Below are 21508 nucleotides of genomic sequence, written 5' to 3'. Positions count from 1 at the left end.
GCCGCCCGGCTCGCCCCTCAAGCCACGGCTTCCTCCCCCCGCGCCACCCCGCACACCTCCCGGATCACCTCCGCGATCCGCGCCCATTCCAGCAGCAGGGTGCCGTGGTCGCAGTCGAGGGGGTGGACGTGGCGGTGGGCGGGGTCGTGGACGAGGTGGTCGACGTTGTTCCAGGGCAGGGTGGCGACGTGGTCGCTGAGGGTGGTGGCGTCGGGGTTGATGTCGAGGTTGAGGTAGGGGCGCATCGTCTTGAACAGCAGGACGCGGGTGTGGCGCAGGGGGCGGCCGACGGGCGCCAGCGCGAGGGTCTTCTCGGTCTCGACCATGGCGAGGATGCGCTGGATGTAGTCCTCGTTGTCGTAGAGGCGGTTCTCGGAACGGCGGGCTTCGAGGCCGCGGCGGAAGGCGTCGCGGTTCACGGCGATGCGCGAGCGGATCGCGAGCAGGGCGTCGTCGCCGTCGTTGAGGATGGCGTCCAGGCTGATGATGCGGATGGCGGTGACGCCTTCGGCTTCCAGTCGGGCGGCGATGGCGAACGCGATCTGTCCGCCCAGCGACCAGCCGGTCAGCGTGTACTCGGCATCGTCGGGGACACCGCGCTCGCGGCGCACGGCGCGGATCAGCGCGAGGTAGTCCTCCGCCAGCGCGTGCAGGTCGGACACCTGCGTGTCGCCGTGCAGGTTGCGGTTGTCGATGCCGTAGCAGCGGTAGTCGTCGGCCAGCCGCTCGGCGAGGCCGTGGTAGACCTCGCAGCCGCCGGTGGCGGGGTGGATCATGAACAGCAGGCGCGTGCAGGTCGCGTCGTTCATCGGCTTGATCAGCGAATGCCGGTCCTGACCCCCGCGTTCGATGGCATCGGCCAGCGTGCGCACGGTGCGGAAGCGGAAGACGTCGATCACGCGGACGGCGGCGTGCGGGAAGGCGCGGTTGATGCGGCCGATCAGGCGCACCGCGGCGATGGAGTCGCCGCCGAGGCGGAAGAAATCGGCCTGCGCCGACACCGTTGCCGGTTCGAGGCCGAGCACCGCGGCGAACAGGCCGGCGACGACGTGTTCGGTGCGGCTGTCCGGTGCGGCATGCGTCTCCGCGATGTCGGTCGCGGCCGGCATCGGCAGTGCGGCGCGATCGACCTTGCCGTTGGCAGTGAGCGGCAGTTCGGCGAGGTGCACGAACGCGCCGGGGACCATGTAGTCCGGCAGATGGTCGGCGAGATGTGCGGCCAGCGCGGCGTCGTCGAGCCTGCGATCGGCGACGTACCACGCCACCAGCGACCGACGCGTGCTGCCGGGATGCGGCATCGCCTGCACGACCGATTGCCGGATGCCGGGATGCGCGGACAGGTGCGCTTCGATGTCGCCGGGTTCGACGCGATAGCCGCGGATCTTCAGCTGGAAATCGGTGCGGCCGCCGAACTCGATGTAACCCGCGTCGATGTCATGCCCGCGACGCAGCGTGCCGCGGTCGCCGGTGCGGTAGAGCCGGCCCAGCGTCGGATGCACGAAGAAGCTCGCGTCGGTGCGCGCGGCGTCGTTCCAGTAATCCACGGCCACGCCCGCGCCGCCGATGCAGAGATGGCCGGGCGCGTCGACCGGCAGCAGGCCGTCGTCGTCGTCGAGCACGTACAGCGTCTGGTTCGGCATCGCGCGGCCGTAGGGAATGCTGGTCCACGCGGGGTCGACCGCGTCGATCACGTGCCACACCGACCAGATGCTGCCTTCGGTCGCGCCGCCGAGGCTGACGAGTTGCAGGTCGTCGCGTGTGCAATGCCTCCGGATGTCCGCGGGCAAGCCGACCGGAATCCAGTCGCCGCTGAGCAGCATCAGCCGCAGCGTGTCGAGTTCGCCGCCGCGCAGCGCGGTCGCGTTGACCAGCAGGTCGGCCAGCTGCGGCACGGAGTTCCACACGGTCACGCGGTGGCGATGCACGGTGTCCGCCAATGCCTCGAACTGGCGGATGTCCGCCTGCGCGGGGAATACCGTCGCGCCGCCGACGAGCAGCGGCCCGAACAGGTCGTACACCGAGAGATCGAAGGCGAGGTCGGACAGCGCGAGCACGCGGTCATCCGCGCCGACGGCGAAGCGTTCGTTCACCGCGTGCAGCGTGTTGAGCGCGCCGGCGTGCGAGATGGTCACGCCCTTCGGCGTGCCGGTCGATCCGGAGGTGAAGATGACGTAGGCGATGTCGTCGCCGGTGACGGGCGGGAAGCCCGCCGCGTCGTCGTTGGCGGCGGCCGAGGACAGGTCGTCGTCGAGATCGAGGATCGCGAGGTGCGCGAAGCGGTCGGCGTCGAGCGCGATGCGCGCGCGCTGCTCGCGCGACACCAGCAGCGTGCGCACGCCGCCGGCTGCGAGCACGTCGAGCACGCGGCCGTGCGGCCACTCCACGTTGAGCGGCAGGTAGGCGTGGCCGGACTGCATGATCGCCAGCGTCGCCACGGACTGGCGATGGCCCTTCTCGGCGAGGATGCCGATCAGCGCGCCTTCGTTCGCAAGCAGGCGCCGGGCGAGGCGATCGACATCCGCACGCAGCGCGGCGTAGGTGCGTGCGAGGCCGCCGGCTTCGATCGTCGCGATCGCGTCGGGCCTGCGCGCGGCCTGCCGGCGGAACAGCGCGGGGATGGACGTGTCGGTCTCGTAGTCGCGGTTGTCGGGATTCGCGAGATGCAGGGCGTCGTCGAGTGCGGTACCGACGAGCGCGCCGTGCCGCGCGAGGTCGATGGTGCGACCGTGGTCGACGGCGTCGTCGATCAGCGCGCGCAGCGAGGCGATGAAGGCATCCGCGAAGGCGTCGTCGAACAGCGCGGCGCGACGATCGAGCCGGAAACGCAGGCCGCCGACGTCGTGGCCGTCGTACAGCAGCGACAGATCGTAGATCGCGTGCCGTCGCGCGACGTCGACGGTCTCCGTCTCCAGCCCGTCCAGCCGCAGCGCATTGCGCGCGCGCAGGTTGGTCGACACGAAGCCGACGTTGAACATGCCGTTCAGCAGCATGCTGTCGAGCGGCATGCCGTCGTGCTGCGCTTGCGCCTTCGCGATCTTCGCGAACGGATGGCGCTGGTGCGGCTTCACCTCGATGCGCTGCGCGGTGAGCGCCGCGATCCAGTCGTCGAGCGTCGCGTGGCGGTCCGCTTCCATCTTCATCGGCAGATTGTTGACGAAGCAGCCGCCGGCGCGGCCGCAGCCGGGCGGACGCATGTTGACCGGGTAGTGCAGGAAGAAGCGCGGCTGGTGGCAGAACTTCGACAGCACCAGCCCGTACATCGCCGCGAGGCAGACGAAGAGCGTGCTGCCGCGCGCCTCGGCGAAGTCGTGCAGGCGTTGCGTCTGCGCCGGCGACAGCGCGAAGAACGTGCTGGCGACGCGGCGTGAGTCTGTGTCCTCGTCGAGCCCGCTCCCATCGATGCGATCAGGATCGACACCCGGCCGCAGCGGCAGTCGCAGGCGTGTCGGCACGTCGCCGAGGAAGTCGCGCCAGAATGCATCGGTCTCGTCGGCGCGCATCTGCGCGAGCAGGCGCCGCTCCTCGGCCACGGCGTCGCGGAAGCGCGTGTCGACGGCGACGTCGTCGCAAGCGGCGGACGAAGCGAGCGCGTGGTAGTGGCCGGCGATGTCCTCGCCGAGGATCTTCAGCATCTCGCCGTCGCAGACGATGTGGTGGGCGACGTGCGCGAAGACGTGTTCGTGCGGGCCGACGGAGACCAGCAGGAAGCGCAGGATCGGCCCGCGCACCAGATCGAACGGCGCACGCAGGGCGTCTTCGACGTGTTGCATCGCCGCGTCATCGGACTCCGCGACGACTTGGCGGTAGAGCGCGTCGAAGTCGTGGTCTGCGGGATGGCAGGCGCTGCCGTCTTCCGCGTAGACGACCCGCACTTCCTCGTGCTGGCGCACGAAGCGCGCGCAGGCGCGCCGGAAGCGATCGGTGTCCAGCGGCCCGCGGATGCGGTACACGCCGAAGACGTTGTAGCCGTCCTCGCCGGGGTGCAGCGCCCATTCGATGAAGAAGCGCGTCTGGTAGTCGGAAACCGGCAGTCCCTGCATGTCGCCCTCGTCCATGGCCCGGCGCGCCGATGCGCCAGCGCGGAGGCTACACGGGGCCGATGACAGGACGATCCTGCGCAGGGCCACGTGCTTCGCCGCGTGCGGCCAACAAAAAAGCCGACCCTTGCGGATCGGCTTCCTGTTTGGTGGAGCCAGGGAGGATCGAACTCCCGACCTCGTCATTGCGAACGACGCGCTCTCCCAGCTGAGCTATGGCCCCATGTCTCGTCGCCGGTGTGGCTGGCGCTGCGGGGGAGTGCTTGGGCTCCCGCGCGGGACCGGCAGTATAAGGCGGTCGTCAGCGGTTGCCAATCGCCGCCAGCTCGGCGGCGAGGGCGGGTTCGAGCTGGCCGCGGCGCCAGCCGGCGAGGGGGCCGGGCCAGTCCTCGCCGTCCTGCAGGGCTTCGATCCAGCGGCGCGAGGCCAGCACGCCGTCGGGCAGGCCCAGTTCGGCGCTGCGGGCGGCCACGGCCTGCTGCAGGCGCTTGTAGACGCCGCGGTCGCGGTCGTCGCCGCGGGCCTGCGGGAGTTCGGCTTCGTCGGGCAGGGGCGTGGTCAGGGCGTCGAACACCTCGGCGGTCAGCTTCTTCGGCGCCTTGGGCTGGCCGTCGAACAGGCGCTGCAGGGCACCGAGGTCGCGCGGCGGGGTGCGGGCGAGGGCCTGCGCCAGTTCGTTGTCGAGCAGCCAGCTGCGCGGGCGGTCGGAGACGCGGGCGCGGGCCTCGCGCCAGCGCAGCAGGCGGAGCAGGCGGATCTGGCCGTCGCGGTCGAGGAACTGCGCCGAGCGCATGCCCAGGTGCGGCCAGCGTTCGGGCGTGTCGTCGGCGGCGTTGGCGAGCATGCGGGCGCAGTCTTCCTCCAGCCACGGCAGGCGGTCGGCGGCGGCGAGGCGCTCGTGCAGCAGGCGCCACGCGGTGTCGAGGTGGCGCACGTCGTCGGCGGCGTAGCGCAGCTGCGAGGCCGACAGCGGGCGGCGCAGCCAGTCGGAGCGGGTCTCGCCCTTGTCGACCTCGACACCCAGCAGTTCGGCCATCAGCCGCTGGTAGCCCAGCCCGGCGCCGATCCCGCACAGCGCGGCGGCGATCTGGGTATCGAACAGCGGGGCGGGCAGGGCGCCGCAGGCGTGGCGGAAGGCGATCAGGTCCTCGCCGGCGCTGTGCATCAGCTTCAGCGAGCGCGGATCGGACAGCAGCTGCGCCAGCGGTTCGGCCATGCCGGGCACCAGCGGGTCGACCAGCAGGATGCTGTCCTCAAGAGCGGCGTCGTCGCTTGCGTCGGGATCGCCCGGGGCGATCTGCACCAGCGCCAGCTGCGGCCAGTAGGTGCGTTCGCGGACGAATTCGGTGTCGAGCGCGAGGCGGGCCGGCGGTGCCGCGATCAGCGGGGCGAGGTCGGCGGGGGAATCGATCCAGCGGGGCAAGGGCGGGTCCTGCGGCGGAAAGCCGACATGCTACCGGAGTGCGGCATCGGTCATGCCCGATGCGCTAAGGTGCCGAGCGTGAAGCGGCGGTCGGCAGCGATGACGGGCAAGGTGGTGGCGGGTGCATTGGCGCTCGCGCTGCTGTGCGCCTGCGGTCGCGATCGCGCCGCGCAGGACACGGTCGCGAAGACGCCCGCGCCGGTGGTGCAGCCCGGCGGGCTGGTGACGATCAGCGGCGATGACGCGGGCGATGCGCCGCGACTGGAATGGCGCCGGCCGGACGTGACGATCGATGCCGCCGGCGTGGCCGCCGCGCGCCGCCGCGCCGCGCAGGCGCTGGCGGCGGATCGGCTGTACGAAGACGCCGACGCCGCGATTCCCATCGCGCTCGCCCTGCGCGACCGCGACCCCGCGGATGCGCAGGCGCGTGCGCTGCTCGAACGTGCGCTGGTCCGCCTGCGCAGCGACGGCGAGGCGGCGCTGGCCGATGCCGGCGACGACGCCGAGGCGCTGCATCGCGCACAGGCCGCGGCCGCGGTGCTGCGTGCCGTCGGGGCCGACGCGGTGCCGGACGGCGAGGCATTCCTGCGCAAGGTCGACGTGGCCGGACGGCTGTGGACGCTGAACGTCGACGGCGAGGCCGAGCTGGCCGCGGGCCGGCTGGGCGAGCGCGGCGAGGGCGCGCTGGCGCGGTTCCGCGAGGCGCTGTCGCTGTCGCCCGGGCAGCCGCGGGCGTCGCAGGGACTGGCTGCGGTCGAAAGCACGATGCTGCGCAAGGCCGAGGACGCGGCGACGCGCATGGATTTCGACGAGGCCGAGCGCTGGCTGGCGCAGGCGTCGACGGTGCGGCCCGGCATGGACACGGTGGCGACCGGGCGCGGCATCGTCGAGGACATCCGCCGCTATCACATCGCCCGGTTGCGCGACGAGGGGCTGGTGCTGTTGTCCGAGCCGCACCGGCCGGGCCATCTGGAAGGCGCGCGCGTGCGGCTGGCGGAGATGCTGCGGATCGCGCGCCCGGGTGATCCCGCGGCGGCGGAGCTGCGCACGCGCATCGACCTGGCCACGCACTACGGCCTGATGCGCCCGGGCCAGCGGTTCACCGATGCGTTGCAGGGTGGCGGCCGTGGCCCGGAGATGATCGTGGTGCCCCATGGCGGCTTCCGCATGGGCGCGCGCACGACCGAGCCCGACGCCAGCGACGCCGAGCGCCCGCAGCGCTACGTGCGCTTCGAGCGCGGCTTCGCGATCGCCCGCACCGAGGTGACGGTGGAGCAGTTCCGCCGCTTCGTGCAGGCCAGTGGCTACCGGCCGCGGGCGCTGCGTCGCGGGCATTCGCTGGTCTACGACGATCGCGCCGGCAACTTCGTGCGCCGCAGCGGCGTGGATTGGCGGCACGACTATCTGGGCCGTCCCGCCGCGGACACCATGCCGGTGCTGCACGTCAGCGCGAAGGACGCCGAGGCCTACGCACGCTGGCTGTCGGAACACAGCGGCCAGCACTACCGGCTGCCCAGCGAGGCCGAGTTCGAATACGCCCTGCGCAGCGGCCAGCCCGGGCGCTACCCGTGGGGCGACCGCCCACCGGTGCCCGACACCGGCAACCTCGCCGGCGGCGACGACCACTCGCCCGGCGGACGCAGCTGGGGCAACGCCTTCGTCGGATACGGCGATGGCTGGTGGGGCCCGGCACCGGTGGCGAGCTTCCGTGCCAACGCCTTCGGCATCCACGATCTGGAAGGCAACGTCAGCGAGTGGGTGGCCGACTGCTGGCACGAGGGCTATCGCCGCGCGCCCACCAACGGCGAGGCGTGGATCAACCCCGGCTGCCGCACGCGGGTGATCCGCGGCGGTGCCTGGGGTAATGCGCCGGCGCAGGGCCGGGCGGCCTGGCGCCGGCAGGCGCAGTCGGACGCGACCAACGCCTTCACCGGATTCCGGGTGGTGCGCGACCTCTAGTCGACCACCGCCGGCCGCCGCCGTGCGCGATGCGGCCGCGACGAAAAACCGTCGTGCGGCTTCGGTTTCGTGGCGGGAGTCACTTATAGTCGCCGCGCAGGGCGCCGCGCCCGGGAGGACAGACCATGCAGCAGAACCCCTTCGGCAACGCGTCGCCCGGCGGCCGTCCGCGCGGCCGCGGCATCAACCCGCGCTTCATCATCCTGATCCTGTTCGCCGGCTACGCCGCGTACTACTGGTTCTCCAACCGCAGCACCGATCCGCTGACCGGTGAGAAGGTGGTGATCGACCGCAGCATCTCGCCCGACGACGAGAAGGCGATGGGCCTGCAGGCGTACCAGGAGATCCTGTCGCAGGAGCGCCCAGTCGATCCGAACTCGCAGGTCGCGCAGCAGATCCGCGCGATCGCGCAGCGGCTGATCGCGAAGATCCCGCAGGTGTCCGACGCGCTGGCCGCCGAGCACGGGTTGCAGGCGCCGCACGTCGAAAACAGCTTCGACTGGGACGTCAGCGTGCTGCAGTCCGACCAGGTCAACGCGTTCTGCCTGCCCGGCGGCAAGATGGCGGTCTACACCGGGCTGGTGCCGGTGGCGAAGAACGCCGATGCGATGGCGGTGGTGATGGGCCACGAGATCACCCACGCCCTGCTGCGCCACGGCGCGCAGCGCATGACCGAACAGAAGCTCACGCAGCTGGGCCAGATGGCCGGCGCGATGAGCGGCATGGACCAGCAGTCGATGCAGGCGGTGATGGCGGTGTACGGCTACGGTCGCTCGCTGCCGTACGCGCGCAAGCAGGAGACGCAGGCCGACGAGATGGGCCTGCTGCTCGCCGCCGCCGCCTGCTTCAACCCCGAGGAAGCGATCCCGCTGTGGGAGCGCATGGACCAGGCCAGCGGCGGCCGTTCGCAGCCGGAGTTCTCCTCGACCCACCCGAACCCGGGTACCCGCATCGCCAACCTCCAGCAGCTGATGCCGAAGGCGATGGAGTACCGCAAGAAGTTCTGCGAGGAAAGCCGTTGAACCAGCACGCATCGCGCCGTCGTCCCCGCTCGTCCGTCCGTGTCCTCGGGACCGTCGCGGCACCGCTTTTCCTCTCGATCCTGACCGCGGCCCCCGCGTTCGCCGGCCGCCTGCTGGACAACGCCGACCGCCAGGCCGAAGCAGCGCGTCCGCTCGAATTCCGGCCTGCCGACGCGTTCGATCCGCAGGCGGCACAGCGCGCGATGCAGCCCGGGACCGGCCGCATCCGCGGCGTGCTGTTCCACCAGTTGAACGACGACTGCCGGCGCACGCGTGGCCTGCTGGCGATCCGCAAGCGCGCCAACGCCGGCATCGAACTGTCGCTGTTCCCGGCGACGCCGCACCTCGTCGAATACGTCGGCCTGTTGGAAGCGCACCGCTACAAGGCGACGCCGGCGCTGCGGAATCCTTTCGCACGTCCGTCGGGCGGGAAGCGCGAGGTGCTGTTCTACGACGCCCGCATGCTGGACTACGGCCTGTCGGCGAAGACCGACGAATTCGGCCGGTACGAGTTCGACAACCTGCGCCCGGGCCGCTACTGGGTGAACGCGGATGCCTCGCTGCGCTGCTACTACAACGAGCGGGTGCAGGTCGGTTCGTCGGAGGTCGCGGACAATCCGTATGCGCCGACGCATGTCGACCACTACGTGACCGAGCAGCGTTACTGGGACCAGGGGCTCAACTACCGCCTGTTCATCGACGTCCATGCCGACGGCGAAGTGGTCGAGCTCGACTCCGAGTTGATGCCGGTGCCGGAGAACGCCGCGGTCGTGCTGCAGGCCGACGCCCGCTGACGCCATGCGCAGGCCGCCGCGCACGTTGCTCGTGCTGCTGTCGGCCTGCGCGCTGGCCTTCGCCGCGACGACGTCGGCGCTCGGCGGGGCGCGCGAGGCCGCGACATCGCGGCTGTACGCCGATCCGCAGCCGGTGGTCATCGAAGGTTACGACGGCGACGCGATGGAGCCGTTCCTCAGCCGCGATGGCCGCTACCTGTTCTTCAACGACCTCAATGCGCCGTGGGTCGACACGAACCTGCGCTTCGCCGAGCGCATCGATGTCACGCACTTCCGCTACCTCGGCGAACTGCCCGGCGCGAACAGCACGAAGCTGGACGGCGTGGCGACGATGGACCGCGCCGGCCGTTTCTATTTCGTGTCGTTGCGCGACCACGACCGCACGCGCATCAGTCTGTTCGGCGGCACGTTTGCCGACGGCAAGGTGTCCGGCGTGCATCCGCTGCAGGGTCTGTCGCGACGGCGCGCGCGCTACATCAACTTCGATCTGGACGTCTCGCCCGACGGCGAGCGCCTGTACTACGTCGACGGCCGCTTCAGTCTGCTGTGGCCGGTGGCGGCCGACATCCTGCAGGCCGGGCACAAGGGCGACGGTTTCGTGCCACTGCCCGAGGACACGGCGCTGCTGCGCAACGTCAACACCGACGCGCTGGAATACGCGCCGTGCATTTCCGCGGATGGCCTGACGCTGCTGTTCACCCGCGCACCGCCGGGCATCGTGGTGCACGCGTCGATCTACATCGCGCAGCGCGGATCGGTGAACGCACCGTTCGGTCCGGCGGCGAAGCTGGTCGCGCTGGACGGGCATGTCGAAGCGCCCACCTTCACCCCGGACGAACGCGGCATCTACTTCCACCGCAAGACCGGCGACCGCTTCGTGATCTTCTTCGCGACGCGGCACTGAGGCCGCAATCGCGCGCGCTCAGAGGTCCTTGAACAGCGTCGACAGCAGCAACAGCCCGAAAGCGGTGGTCAGCAGCCAGAACGCATTGGGCGCGGCGATCGGGAAATACCCGAGCCGCCCGGCGATGCCGGCACCGCCGAGCAGCAGCGAGATCAGGAAGGCGGGCGTGCTGGGCGGCGTGAGTCGGAGCATCGGGGTGGTCTGCGGGACGGGACGGAGGATGGGGAAGGTAGAGCGGGCTTCGGGCGGGTGCAATGGGGGCGTGCCTGATGGCCAATCGAGGCGGCGATCCTCACGTGATTCGTCCTGACGCCGCTGCAGGATCAATGTCCCTTCCCGTGCCCGGAGACCCGGAGGGCGGCGGACAGGAGGTCCGCCGTTTTTCGACGAGGCAGGACGCCTCGTCGAAAAATCCCGGCCACGGTTCCGACAGCAGATTTGCCTCGGCACTGAGGAGTTTTCTTGACTCACGCCTGCGGCGCTCGCCCTTCGGGCCGGCTTCGCCGTTCGCGCCGCAAGCGGCGCAGTGGCCCCTTTCTTTTTGAAAAGAAAGGGGCCCGCGCCCCAGCGCGGAAAAGATTCCGGGCTTTCGCCGAAGAAAAGCAGATCCCTCGCCTTTGGCTCGGGACGACGACGGAAACGACCGAACGGATCCTGTCAGCGCATAGTCTTCCAGACCCCGGAGGCGGGCCTGTCCACGTTGCCGCGGATGCGGCGAAACCCGCCTCAGAAACTCATGAACAACCCGCCGTTTACAGGGATGTTCGCGCCGGTGATGAACCCCGCGTCCTCGTCGACGAGGAAGGCGACGGTGCGGGCGATTTCCGACGGCTTGCCGAGGCGGCCGACGGGGACCTTGTCGACGATGCCGGCGCGGATTTCGTCGGACATCGACATCACCAGCGCGGTCTCGCAGTAGCCCGGCGACACCGAGTTCACGGTCACGCCCTTGCGCGCGACCTCGCGGGCCAGCGCCATCGTGAAGCCGTGCATGCCGGCCTTCGCGGCGGCGTAGTTGGTCTGGCCGAACTGGCCGGTCTGGCCGTTCACCGAGCTGATGTTGACGATGCGGCCGAAGCCGCGCGCGGTCATGCCCTCGACCGCGTGGCGGCAGAGGTTGAACACGCTGTCGAGGTTGACCGACAGCACCGCGTCCCACTGCGACTTCTCCATCTTGCGCAGGGTGCCGTCGCGGGTGATGCCGGCGCCGTTGACGAGGATGTCGAGCGACCCGTGCTCGGCCTCGATCTTGCGCACCAGGGCGCCGCAGGCGTCGAAGTCGGACACGTCGACCGGCTCGAAGCGGATGTCGAGGCCGGCGACTTCGCGCTCGAACTCGGCCAGGCGTTCGGCGCGGGCGCCGAGGTCGGCGGCGATGACGGTGTGCCCGGCGCGGGCGAGCGCCTTGCAGATTTCGGTGCCGAGCCCGCCGATGCCGCCGGTCACGACGGCCACGCGCTGTTGCATGAGGAATCCCCTGGGAAGACGGAAAACGGAAACGGAACGACGACGGCGTGGCCCGCGGGCACGCGCATGCCCGCGCGCGGCGCGGGGCCGGCGCGCGATGCGCGGGACGGGGGTCAGTCGTCGTGCTTGCCGCCGGTGGCGGCCTTGTCCTTCGGCTTGGCGGCGGTGGGCCGGCCCATGGCGCCGATCAGGTTGTGCTGGAATTCGCGCCACATCTCGAGGTTGCGCTCGGTCAGCTGGTTCATCATCGTCCACGGCGTCTGGCCGATCAGTCCGCCCATCTGCTGGCGGAACTGCTGCTGCTGGTCGAGGAAGATCTGCATCGAGCGTTCGAGGTAGTTGCCCATGAAGCCCTGCAGCGAGTCGCCGTAGAACCGGATGATCTGGCTCAGCAACTGCGTGGACAGCACCGGCTCGCCGTCCTGTTCGTGCTCGGCGATGATCTGCAGCAGCACCTGGCGGGTGAGGTCCTCGCCGGACTTGGCGTCGCGCACCTCGAAATCCTCGCCGTCCACGATGAGCTGGCGGACGTCCTCGATCGTGATGTAGCTGGAGATCTTGGTGTCGTAGAGGCGGCGGTTCGGGTACTTCTTGATGATCCGCGTGACGGGCATGGAGCCTTTACTCTAGCGGGAGCCGGCCCGCGAGCATGGCGCAGCCCGGGCCGGGTTGCAACTTGTCGGCGGATCGGTGCCGCCCGGCGGGAGAACGCCGCGGCGGGGAACGCGACCAAGGTCACGCATGGACCCCGCAGGCCGTGCCGCTCCGGACGGGCCGGAGCGGCGTCGGGGCTTACCAGCCCATGTGGTGGCCGCCGTTGATGTCGAGGTTGGAGCCGGTGATCCAGCCCGCGCGCTCGTCGGCCAGGAAGGCCACGCCGTAGGCGATCTCGTCCGGGGTGCCGAGGCGGCCGGTCGGGATGTCGGCGACGATCTTGGCGCGCACTTCCTCCGGCACCGCCATCACCATGTCGGTGGCGATGTAGCCGGGGGAAATCGTGTTCACGGTGATGCCCAGCTTGGCGTTCTCGCGCGCCAGCGAGATGGTGAAGCCGTGCATGCCGGCCTTGGCCGCCGCGTAGTTGGCCTGGCCGTACTGGCCCTTGAGGCCGTTGATCGAGCTGATCTGGATGATCCGGCCCCACTTGCGGTCGCGCATGCCCTCGATGACCGGACGGGTGACGTTGAACACCGAGTTGAGGTTGGTGTTGATGACGTCGGTCCACTGCTGCGACGACATCTTGTGGAAGGTGCCGTCGCGGGTGATGCCGGCGTTGTTGACCAGGATGTCGATCGGGCCGAGCTGCGCCTCGACCGACTTGACCATCGCCGCGGCCTCGTCCGGCGAGGTCACGTCGCCCTTCGCAAGCGCGAAGTCGTAGCCCTCGGCCTTCATCTGCGCCTGCCAGGCCTTGGCTTTTTCTTCGTTGCGGTAGTTGGTGGCGACCTTGTGGCCCATGTCGGCCAGGCGCTTGCAGATGGCGGTGCCGATGCCGCCGGTGCCGCCGGTGACGAGTGCGACGCGTGTGGTCATGCTGGATACCCCTCCGGTGTGAAATGTCCTGTTCGCCCGCGTCGCGCCCGGCGCCGCGTCGTGTCCGGGAGCGGGATGTCGTGGCATCCCGTTCTCTCCGTGCGATTCGTCCGGATTCTATGCGCCGTCGATCGCGTCGCCATTGTGCACCGCGGCGAACGGCACGGGCTTGCGCGGGATCAACCGCGGCGCGAACGCGTCGACCGCTTTCGCCAATCCTTGCGCGGCGGTGCCTGCGGCCTCGAACGGGCCCGGCGCCTGCCCCAGCGCGCGCCAGGCGAGGCGCAGCGCCGGGAGCGGATCGTCGCCGTCCACCGGCACTGCCGCCAGCGACTTCGACAGCTTGCGGCCCTCGGCATCGACGACCAGCGGCAGGTGGGCATAGGCCGGGGTCGGCAGTCCCAGCGCGCGTTGCAGCAGGATCTGCCGCGGGGTGGAATCGAGCAGGTCGGCGCCGCGGACCACGTCGGTGATGCCCTGGTCGGCGTCGTCCACCACCACCGCCAGCTGGTAGGCCCAATGACCGTCGGCGCGCAGCAGGACGAAGTCCCCGACCTCCGCGGCCACGTCCTGCGCGACACGGCCGCACAGGGCGTCGTCGAACGTGACCGTGGCGCCGTCGGGCACGCGCAGGCGGACGGCGGTGCGCCCGTGCGCGGTGTCGGTGACGCAGGCGCGGTGGATCCCGCCGTTCTCCGCGAGCGCTGCGCGGCTGCACCCGCAGGCGAAGGCCTGGCCGTCGGCCAGCAGGCGATCCAGCGCCGCGCGGTAGAGGTCATGGCGGTCGCGCTGGTGGACGACCGGGCCGTCGGACACCAGCCCGAAGCCGGCCAGCGTGCGCAGCTGCGCCTCGGCCGCGCCGGCGACTTCGCGCGGCGGGTCGAGATCCTCGATCCGCACCCACCACTCGCCGCCGGCCCGGCGCGCCATCAGCCAGCTGCCGAGCGCGGTCAGCAGCGATCCGAAATGCAGCGGGCCGGTGGGCGAGGGGGCGAAACGGCCGCGGTATCGTGGGGCGACGGGCATGTGTGAAACTGTCTGGAGACTGTACGGAACGTCGACGGCCGCCGCGCGAGGGTTTGGGCGGCGCGATCGGCCCCCACTCTACACGTCACTCCATTCCCTCCGACGAGACCCCGGGTCCCGCCATGTTCAAACGCCTCGCACTCTTCCTCGCCACCAACCTCGCCGTCCTGCTGGTCTTCAGCGTCGTGATGGCGGTCTTCGGCCTCGACCCCCGCAGCAACGCCGGCCTGTTGGTCATGGCGGCGATCTTCGGCTTCGGCGGCTCGATCATCTCGCTGCTGGTCTCCAAGTGGATGGCGAAGATGGCCACCGGCGCGCAGGTCATCACCCAGCCGCGCAGCGAAGGCGAGCGCTGGCTGGTCGAGACCGTGCGCCGCCAGGCCCAGGCCGCCGGCATCGGCATGCCCGAGGTCGCCATCTACGACGCGCCGGAGATCAACGCCTTCGCGACCGGCGCCAACCGGAACAACGCGCTGGTGGCCGTCTCCACCGGCCTGCTGCGGGCGATGAGCCGCGACGAGGCCGAGGCGGTGCTCGCCCACGAGGTCAGCCACGTCGCCAACGGCGACATGGTGACGATGGCCCTGCTGCAGGGCGTGCTGAATACCTTCGTGATCATCGCCGCGCGCGTGATCGGCCGCATCGTCGACGGCTATCTCGGCGGCAACCGCGACGACGGCCGCGTCGGCTTCGGCTACTACCTGACGGTGTTCGTGCTGGACCTCGTCTTCGGCGTGCTCGCGAGCGTCATCGCGATGTGGTTCTCGCGCTGGCGCGAGTTCCGCGCGGATGCCGGCGGCGCGCAGCTGGCCGGCCGCGACAAGATGATCGCCGCGCTGGAGCGCCTGTCGCAGACCTACGGCGAAAGCACGCTGCCCAAGCAGGTGCAGGCGTTTGGCATCTCCGGCGGCATCACCGGCCTGTTCCGCAGCCACCCGCCGCTGGAGCAGCGCATCGCCGCCCTGCGCAACGCCGCGCCGACGTCCGCCACCTCGGGCCTGCGCGTGGTGTCCTGAGCACCGCGTCGTGCTCATCGCGCCGCACAAGTAACGAAAAAGCCCGCCGGAAGGCGGGCTTTTTTCGGGCGGCCGGGCGCCCGCTCAGGCCGGTATCGTCTGCCGCCCGGCTTCGATGGCGGCCTGCCACGTACGCCGTCCGTAGACCACGAACCGGTATTCGGTACCGTCGCGGGTGCGGACCGCCAGCGAATTCGGCAGCAGCGGGATCACGCCGAGGAACTTCGTCCAGCATGGTTCGGTGCCGGCCACGTCGGCCAGCGGCAGGTCGGTGGTGCCGCACGCGATGTTGAAGGCGTGGCTCGCGAAATGCAGCCGGCGGTCGGTGAGGAACAGGCGGCCGCCGACGGCCTCCATGCCGCGCATGAGGTTCGCGCCGCCTTCGCGGATCAGGCGTTCGCCGGGCTGCAGGTCGATGCGCATGGGGCGTCGTCGGGGGCGGGCGCCGGGTTCACTCGAAGTCGTAGTTCATCTCCGGGCCCGCGGCGGCCAGGAAGTGGCCTTCCACGTAGTCCACGCCGGCGGAGAACAGGATCGACATGCTGGCCGCGTCCTGCACGAATTCGGCGATGGTGAGGATGTCCAGTTCGCGCGCCTTGTTGGCGATGTCGCGGACGCGCTGCTGGCTTTCGGCGTTCTTCGGCAGGTCCTCGATGAAGCTGCGGTCGATCTTCAGCAACTGCGGCTGCACGTGGTTGAGCAACTGGAACGAGTCCAGGCCGGCGCCGAACTGCTCCAGCCCGATGCGGCAGCCGAAGGCGTTGACCGCCGCGGCGAACTGCTGCACGGCGTGCAGGTGGGTGAACACCTTGGCTTCCTGCAGTTGCAGCGCGAGGTATTCGCCCGAGGCGCCGCGGGCGGCGAGCTGTTCGCCGATGAACGTCGACAGCGCGTCGCTGGACAGCGAGTCCTGCGAGACCTTGATCAGCAGCGTCACCGGCTTGCCGGCATGCTCGCGCTGGGCGATCAGTTCGATCGCGCGCTCCGCCACGCAGCGGTCGATCTCCTCCATCATCCCGTGTTCCTCCGCGATCTGGAGGAAGGTGTTGGGCGGGATCAGCTCGCCGTTGCCGGCGTCCAGGCGCAGGAAGGTGTCGTAGACCGGGTGGTTGTCGCCCTGCAGGTTGATCACCGGCTGGAAATGCAGGACGAAGCGCTTCTGCGCGATCGCGTCGCGCAGGCGCTGCACCCAGGCTTGGATGCGCTCGGTCTCGGCGCGGTCCACGGCGTTGGGGTCGAACAGTTCGGCGCGGTTGCCGCCGGTGCCGGCTGCGGACTGCACGCCCTGCGTGGCCTTGGCCAGGATCTGGCTGACGATCGGGTTCTTCTGGGTGATCTGCACGCCGCCGATGCTGGCGGTGATGACGCTGGAGCGCTGGCCGATGGCGAACACCTCGGCCGCGAAGCTGTTGCAGATGCGGGTGGCGAGGGTCTGGGTGGCGTCGTGGTCGCCGCCGCGCAGCAGCACCACGAGGGTGTTCTCGGAGAAGCGCGCGGCCACCGTGCGTTCGTCGAGTTCGCCGCGCAGGCGCTCGGCGATCGCGGCCATGATCGTGTCGGCCGAATCCAGGCCGATCTCGTGCAGCAGGCGCTGGTAGTGGTCGGGCTCGATCATCAGCAGGCCGTGCTGGCTGCCGTTGCGGGCGGCATCGGCGACGGCGTCTTCCAGCGCGTGCAGGAACGTCGGGCGGTTGAGCAGGCCGGTGACCTGGTCGCGCTGGCGCAGGTCTTCCATCTTGCGCGCCATGTCCGGGTCCACCGCGGGTTCCTGGCGGCGGAAGATCACCTGCTGGCAGGGCTCGCCCTCGTACTGGGCGAGGGTGAACTCCATCACCGCCGGGAAGGTGTTGCCCTCGAGGTCGTGGGCGTCCAGCTCGTAGCGCGCCGGCGGGGTCTCGCCCTTGCTCATGCGCTTGAGCAGCTGCTTGAAGTCGGCGACGTGCTCCGGCGCGACCAGGTCCAGCAGCGACATGCCCTCGATGTCCTCGAACGATTCGTAGCCGAACATCTCCAGGTACGCCGCGTTGGCGCGGATGTGCATGCCTTCGTGGACGTAGGCGATGGGGTCGCGCGAGGATTCGATCAGTGCGTCGCAGCGGCGCTCGGTCTCGCGGACCTGCGCCTCCAGCCCGCGCTGGGCGCGGCGGGCCTCGAGGTCGGCCCATTCGCGGCGGACCGTCGCCAGCAGTTGCGGTGGCTTGTGGCGCAGCGCCAGCGCGCGCACGCCGCCGGCGAGCAGGTCGGAGAAGCTGTCGGTGTCGATCCGCTCGACCACCGCGATCAGCGGGATGTCCTTGCCGCTGGTGGTGACGCGCTGCTCGACGTCGGCGAACGGCACGCAGCGGCAGGGCTGGGCGGCCAGCACCAGGTCCACCGGCTGGCCGACGAGCATGTGGGTCAGTTCGTCGCCCGTCGTCGGCCGCAGCGGCCGCACCGCGATCCCGGCGTTGCGCAGCCCGCTGACGATGCCCTCGGCCTCCTCGACACTGTCATCGACCAGCATGAGACGCAGTGCGGGGTCGTGGCTTTTGGACATGCGCGGCTCCGGGGGGAGGGCTTGGGGGGAACCGCCATGGTACGACGGGATCGAGTCCGCGTCCGCCTCCCCGCATGGTCGCGCGCCGGTCAGCCGAACGGGGTCGCCGTCGACGGCAGCAGCGGCCGCTTGGCCGGGTCGCCGGCGACCTCGCGTACCAGTTTCGGCACCAGGTAGCCGGGCATCCGCGCCATCAGCGCCGCATGCAGGGCGAGGGCGCGGGCGTCGTCGATCTCGAAGTGGGCCGAACCGGCCACGCGGTCCAGCTGGTGCAGGTAGTAGGGCAGCACGCCGGCGGCGTAGCCGCGTTCGCACAGGTCGGCCAGCGTCTGCACGTCGTCGTTGACCCCGCGCAGCAGCACGGCCTGGTTGAGCAGGGTCGCCCCCGCCGCGCGCAGGCGGGCGAGGGCGGCGTCCACGGACGGGTCGAACTCGCGGGCGTGGTTGGCGTGGATCACCACCGCCACCGGCCAGGGCAGGGCGCGGAGCCAGGCGACGAGCCCGTCGTCGACCCGTTCCGGCAGCACGACCGGCAGCCGAGTGTGGATCCGCAGCCGGCGCAGGTGCGGGACGGTCGCCAGCTGCGCGGTCAGTTCGGCCAGCTTCGGCGTGGCCAGCGCCAGCGGGTCACCGCCGGAGAGCAGGACCTCGTCGATCGACGCGTCGTCGCGGATCGCCGCCACCGCCTCGGCCCACTGGCCGGCGGCCGCGGTTTCCTCGGCATACGGGAAATGGCGGCGGAAGCAGTAGCGGCAGTGCACGGCGCAGCTGCCGGTGGCGATCAGCAGCGCCCGGCCGCGGTACTTGCGGATGACCCCGGCCCCGGCCTTGGCGGCGCCGTCGCCGACGGCGTCGAGGCCGAATCCCGGCATCGGCCGCAGCTCGGCGTCCAGCGGCAGCACCTGCCGGAGCAGGGGGTCGTGCGGGTCGCCAGGGCGCATGCGGGCGACGAAGCCCCGCGGCACCCGCAGCGGGAACTGGGCGGCGGCGTCGGCGGACAGGTCGGGGACCCGGCCGGTCAGGTCGAGCAGGGCCAGCAGTTCGGCCGGGTCGCGGACGGCGTCGCGCCAGAGGCGCTTCCAGTCGGCGCCGGCGGCGGGCTGCGTCGGGCGGGGGGCAACGGGTATCATAGGGAGTTCAGTCGGGTCGTTCATCGGGACGCGCCGGCGTTCCGGGGCCCAGCCCCATAGTCTAGCGTCCGGGGCCGCGGCCGGCCCGGGACGCCACCAAAGCACACCTCTTTCAGGAGCACCCCATGGCCAGCCTGGGCATGAACGACGTCAAGACCGGACAGAAGATCCTGGTCAACAACGACCCCTGCGTCATCACCGAGACCGAATACGTCAAGCCGGGCAAGGGCCAGGCCTTCACCCGCATCAAGTACCGCAACATCAAGTCCGGCCGCGTGGTCGAACTCACGATGAAGGCGACCGACTCGGTGGAAGTGGCGGACGTGGTCGACACCGACATGCAGTACCTCTACAGCGACGGCGAGTACTGGCACTTCATGAACCAGGAGTCGTTCGAGCAGGTGCAGGCCGACAAGGCCGGCATGGGCGGCGCCGACAAGTGGCTGAAGGGCGAGGAAGCCTGCGTGGTCACGCTGTGGAACGGCAGCCCGATCAACGTGCAGCCGCCGAACTTCGTCGAACTGAAGATCGTCCAGACCGACCCGGGCGTGAAGGGCGACACCGCCGGCACCGGCGGCAAGCCGGCCACCCTCGAGACCGGCGCCGTGGTCCGTGTCCCGCTGTTCGTGGCCCAGGACGAAGTGATCAAGGTCGACACCCGCTCGGGCGAATACGTCTCCCGCGTGAAGTGATTGATTCGCAGGGCGCGGCCCTGCCGCGCCCGTCGCGAATCAATCACCCTCGCGAAAGCGAGGGTCCCGCTTTCCAGAAGCCCGCCCCGCAACGGCGGGCTTCGTCGTTTCCCGAGGTGCTCGCCATGCCGAGAACCGTGTACTGCTGGCGCTGCAAGATGGAACTCCCCATGCTCGACGAGGAGGAGTGGGCGCGGCTTGAGCCATTGCTCGACGGCGCCATCGGAAACATCCAGCGCTATCGGCGCCAACATGATGTGGGGCTCGACGCCGTCCCGATCCCCGAGATGTACTGGGCCGCGTCGGAGATGTTCGCGAAGCTGACCGGTGTGACGGGGGTTGCCCCCGAAGCCCTCTGGCACCACCGCCTGTCCCTTTACGGCCCGCCCTGCGTCGCCTGCGGCAAGCCCCTCCGCACCCCGCAGGCGAAGCTCTGCGCCGCCTGCGGCCATCCGCGGTCGTGACCGGGCCGCTCTACCGAACCGGGACGGGCAGGCATCCCGCCCGGTCACCCGGGGATGCGACAATGGGCCGATGAGCTACCAGCCCGTTGCCGAATCCGCCGCCCCCGTCCCCTGCGACCTGTTGATCGAAGCCCGGCACGTGGTGCCGGTCGAGCCCCACGGCGTCGTGCTCGACCACCACGCGGTCGCGATCCGCGACGGCGTCATCCTCGCGGTGCTGCCCATCGCCGAGGCCCGCGCCCGCTACGAGGCGAAGGAGACCGTCTCCCGCCCCGATGGCGCGCTGATCCCGGGCCTCGTGAACGCCCACGTCCACAACCCGATGACGCTGATGCGCGGCGTCGCCGACGACTTGCCGCTCAAGGTCTGGCTGCAGGAACACATCTGGCCGATCGAGGGCGCCATCATGGGCCCGGAATACGTGGCCGACGGCGTCGCGCTGGCGATCGCCGAGATGCTGCGCGGCGGCACCACCTGCTGCAACGAGAACTACTTCTTCCCCGACGTGCAGGCCGCGACCTACAAGCGCCACGGCTTCCGCGCCCGCGTCGGCCTGCCGGTGATCGACTTCCCGACCGCTTGGGCGAAGAGCGACGACGAATACTTCGACCGCGCCGGCGAGGTCCACGACCAGTGGCGCCACGACACGCTGATCGCGACCGCGTTCGCGCCGCACGCGCCGTACACGGTGTCGGACGAGAACTTCGCGCGCATCCGCATGCTCGCCGACCAGCTCGACATCCCCGTGCACCTGCACACGCACGAGACCGCGCAGGAAGTCGAGCAGTCGCAGCAGAAGCACGGCCAGCGCCCGATCGCGCGGCTCGACCGGCTCGGCCTGGTCAACGATCGCCTGATCGCCGTGCACATGACCCAGCTCACCGACGCCGAGATCGCGCTGTGCGCGGCGCGCGGCGTGAGCGTCGTGCACTGCGTCGAATCCAACCTCAAGCTCGCGTCGGGCTTCTGCCCGGTCGCGAAGCTGCTGGCCGCGGGCGTGAACGTGGCGATCGGCACCGACGGCTGCGCCAGCAACAACGACCTCGACATGTTCGGCGAACTGCGCACGGCCGCGCTGCTGGCGAAGGCCGTCGCGCAGGATGCGGCCGCGTTCGACGCAGCCGCGGCGCTGCGCGCGGTGACGCTGGGCAGCGCTAAGGCGATGGGCTTCGACGCGCTGGTCGGCAGCCTTGAGCCGGGCAAGCAGGCCGACCTCGCCTGCGTCGATCTCTCCGCGCTGGAAACCCAGCCGCTGCACCACGTGCTGTCGCAGCTGGTCTACGCCACCGGCCGCCATCAGGTCAGCGACGTGTGGATCGCCGGCAAGCCCAAGCTCCGCGACCGCGTGCTGGTCGACATGGACCTGGATGCCATCGTCGCCAATGCGCGGCAGTGGCAGGAACGGATCGGGGCCATTTCCCTCTGAGTTGTCATCCCGAGCGCAGCGAGGGACCTGCTTTTTCTCTCGTCGCGGACGCAAAAGCAGGTCCCTCGCTGCGCTCGGG

General features: G+C 70.5%; 18 protein-coding genes and 1 tRNA gene. 8 read left to right on the top strand and 11 right to left on the bottom strand.

Annotated features, from left to right (window positions below; all coding sequences use genetic code 11):
- Nucleotides 1–17: 17 nt before the first annotated feature.
- From ACT53R_RS18955 to rnd, 3 genes are all read right to left on the bottom strand, one after another.
- A complete protein-coding gene (locus tag ACT53R_RS18955; RefSeq protein ID WP_476173478.1) occupies nt 18–4055 on the bottom strand; it encodes a non-ribosomal peptide synthetase in 4038 nt (1345 codons plus the stop codon).
- Nucleotides 4056–4184: 129 nt separating this feature from the next.
- Nucleotides 4185–4260 (bottom strand) — tRNA-Ala (locus ACT53R_RS18950).
- Nucleotides 4261–4338: 78 nt separating this feature from the next.
- The gene (rnd, locus tag ACT53R_RS18945; RefSeq protein ID WP_476173477.1) at nt 4339–5460 is read right to left on the bottom strand and encodes a ribonuclease D; all 1122 of its coding nucleotides are present in this window, start codon (nt 5458–5460) and stop codon (nt 4339–4341) included.
- 78 nt (nt 5461–5538) lie between these two features.
- Here rnd and ACT53R_RS18940 point away from each other — a divergent pair, with 78 nt between their 5' ends.
- From ACT53R_RS18940 to ACT53R_RS18925, 4 genes are all read left to right on the top strand, one after another.
- Nucleotides 5539–7419: an SUMF1/EgtB/PvdO family nonheme iron enzyme gene (locus tag ACT53R_RS18940; RefSeq protein WP_476173476.1), complete on the top strand. Its 1881-nt coding sequence runs from the start codon at nt 5539–5541 to the stop codon at nt 7417–7419.
- Between the two features lie 125 nt (nt 7420–7544).
- Nucleotides 7545–8441 carry a M48 family metallopeptidase gene (locus tag ACT53R_RS18935; protein WP_476173475.1) on the top strand — a complete coding sequence of 299 codons (897 nt, stop codon included), beginning with the start codon at nt 7545–7547 and terminating at the stop codon, nt 8439–8441.
- Nucleotides 8438–9235 carry a carboxypeptidase-like regulatory domain-containing protein gene (locus ACT53R_RS18930; protein WP_476173474.1) on the top strand — a complete coding sequence of 266 codons (798 nt, stop codon included), beginning with the start codon at nt 8438–8440 and terminating at the stop codon, nt 9233–9235. Before ACT53R_RS18935 ends, ACT53R_RS18930 begins: the two co-directional genes overlap by 4 nt.
- 4 nt (nt 9236–9239) lie before the next feature.
- Nucleotides 9240–10139 carry a TolB-like translocation protein gene (locus ACT53R_RS18925; RefSeq protein WP_476173473.1) on the top strand — a complete coding sequence of 300 codons (900 nt, stop codon included), beginning with the start codon at nt 9240–9242 and terminating at the stop codon, nt 10137–10139.
- Nucleotides 10140–10157: 18 nt separating this feature from the next.
- On the opposite strand, the gene ACT53R_RS18920 is transcribed toward ACT53R_RS18925, so the two are convergent.
- The 5 genes from ACT53R_RS18920 to gluQRS all read right to left on the bottom strand — a co-directional run bounded on the left by ACT53R_RS18920 (nt 10158) and on the right by gluQRS (nt 14165).
- Nucleotides 10158–10331, bottom strand: coding sequence for a hypothetical protein (locus tag ACT53R_RS18920; RefSeq protein WP_476173472.1), 174 nt, complete (start codon nt 10329–10331; stop codon nt 10158–10160).
- A 534-nt stretch (nt 10332–10865) separates the two neighbouring features.
- Nucleotides 10866–11606, bottom strand: a complete 741-nt coding sequence (gene phbB, locus ACT53R_RS18915; protein WP_476173471.1) for an acetoacetyl-CoA reductase — start codon at nt 11604–11606, stop codon at nt 10866–10868.
- Nucleotides 11607–11719: 113 nt separating this feature from the next.
- Entirely contained in the window at nt 11720–12220 is a 501-nt protein-coding gene (gene phaR, locus ACT53R_RS18910; protein WP_476173470.1) for a polyhydroxyalkanoate synthesis repressor PhaR, read from the bottom strand.
- 178 nt (nt 12221–12398) lie between these two features.
- Nucleotides 12399–13139 (bottom strand): acetoacetyl-CoA reductase, encoded by a 741-nt coding sequence (gene phbB / locus ACT53R_RS18905; RefSeq protein ID WP_476173469.1) that lies wholly within the window; start codon nt 13137–13139, stop codon nt 12399–12401.
- Between the two features lie 117 nt (nt 13140–13256).
- Nucleotides 13257–14165, bottom strand: coding sequence for a tRNA glutamyl-Q(34) synthetase GluQRS (gluQRS, locus tag ACT53R_RS18900; RefSeq protein ID WP_476173468.1), 909 nt, complete (start codon nt 14163–14165; stop codon nt 13257–13259).
- A 122-nt stretch (nt 14166–14287) separates the two neighbouring features.
- Between gluQRS and htpX the strand changes: the two genes are divergently transcribed.
- Complete coding sequence (htpX, locus tag ACT53R_RS18895; protein WP_476173467.1) at nt 14288–15181, top strand: protease HtpX; 894 nt, start codon at nt 14288–14290, stop codon at nt 15179–15181.
- Nucleotides 15182–15265: 84 nt separating this feature from the next.
- Here the strand turns inward: htpX and ACT53R_RS18890 are convergent, their stop codons facing one another.
- The 3 genes from ACT53R_RS18890 to epmB form a co-directional block, all read right to left on the bottom strand.
- The gene (locus tag ACT53R_RS18890) at nt 15266–15604 is read right to left on the bottom strand and encodes a GRAM domain-containing protein (RefSeq protein ID WP_476173466.1); all 339 of its coding nucleotides are present in this window, start codon (nt 15602–15604) and stop codon (nt 15266–15268) included.
- Between the two features lie 28 nt (nt 15605–15632).
- Nucleotides 15633–17717, bottom strand: a complete 2085-nt coding sequence (locus tag ACT53R_RS18885; protein WP_476173465.1) for an EAL domain-containing response regulator — start codon at nt 17715–17717, stop codon at nt 15633–15635.
- A gap of 89 nt (nt 17718–17806) precedes the next feature.
- Complete coding sequence (gene epmB / locus ACT53R_RS18880) at nt 17807–18847, bottom strand: EF-P beta-lysylation protein EpmB (protein ID WP_476173464.1); 1041 nt, start codon at nt 18845–18847, stop codon at nt 17807–17809.
- A 125-nt stretch (nt 18848–18972) separates the two neighbouring features.
- On the opposite strand from epmB, the gene efp reads away from it, so the two are divergent.
- From efp to ACT53R_RS18865, 3 genes are all read left to right on the top strand, one after another.
- On the top strand, nt 18973–19539 hold the full coding sequence (gene efp, locus ACT53R_RS18875; RefSeq protein WP_476173463.1) for an elongation factor P: 567 nt from the start codon (nt 18973–18975) through the stop codon (nt 19537–19539).
- Nucleotides 19540–19709: 170 nt separating this feature from the next.
- Nucleotides 19710–20003, top strand: coding sequence for a hypothetical protein (locus tag ACT53R_RS18870; RefSeq protein ID WP_476173462.1), 294 nt, complete (start codon nt 19710–19712; stop codon nt 20001–20003).
- 70 nt (nt 20004–20073) lie between these two features.
- Nucleotides 20074–21429: a TRZ/ATZ family hydrolase gene (locus ACT53R_RS18865; protein ID WP_476173461.1), complete on the top strand. Its 1356-nt coding sequence runs from the start codon at nt 20074–20076 to the stop codon at nt 21427–21429.
- Nucleotides 21430–21508 lie beyond the last annotated feature (79 nt).

The organism is Lysobacter sp. DMC104 (genome assembly GCF_056313665.1).
The sequence above is the reverse complement of the archived record's forward strand: the minus strand, read 5'-3'. Positions and strand labels throughout refer to the sequence as shown.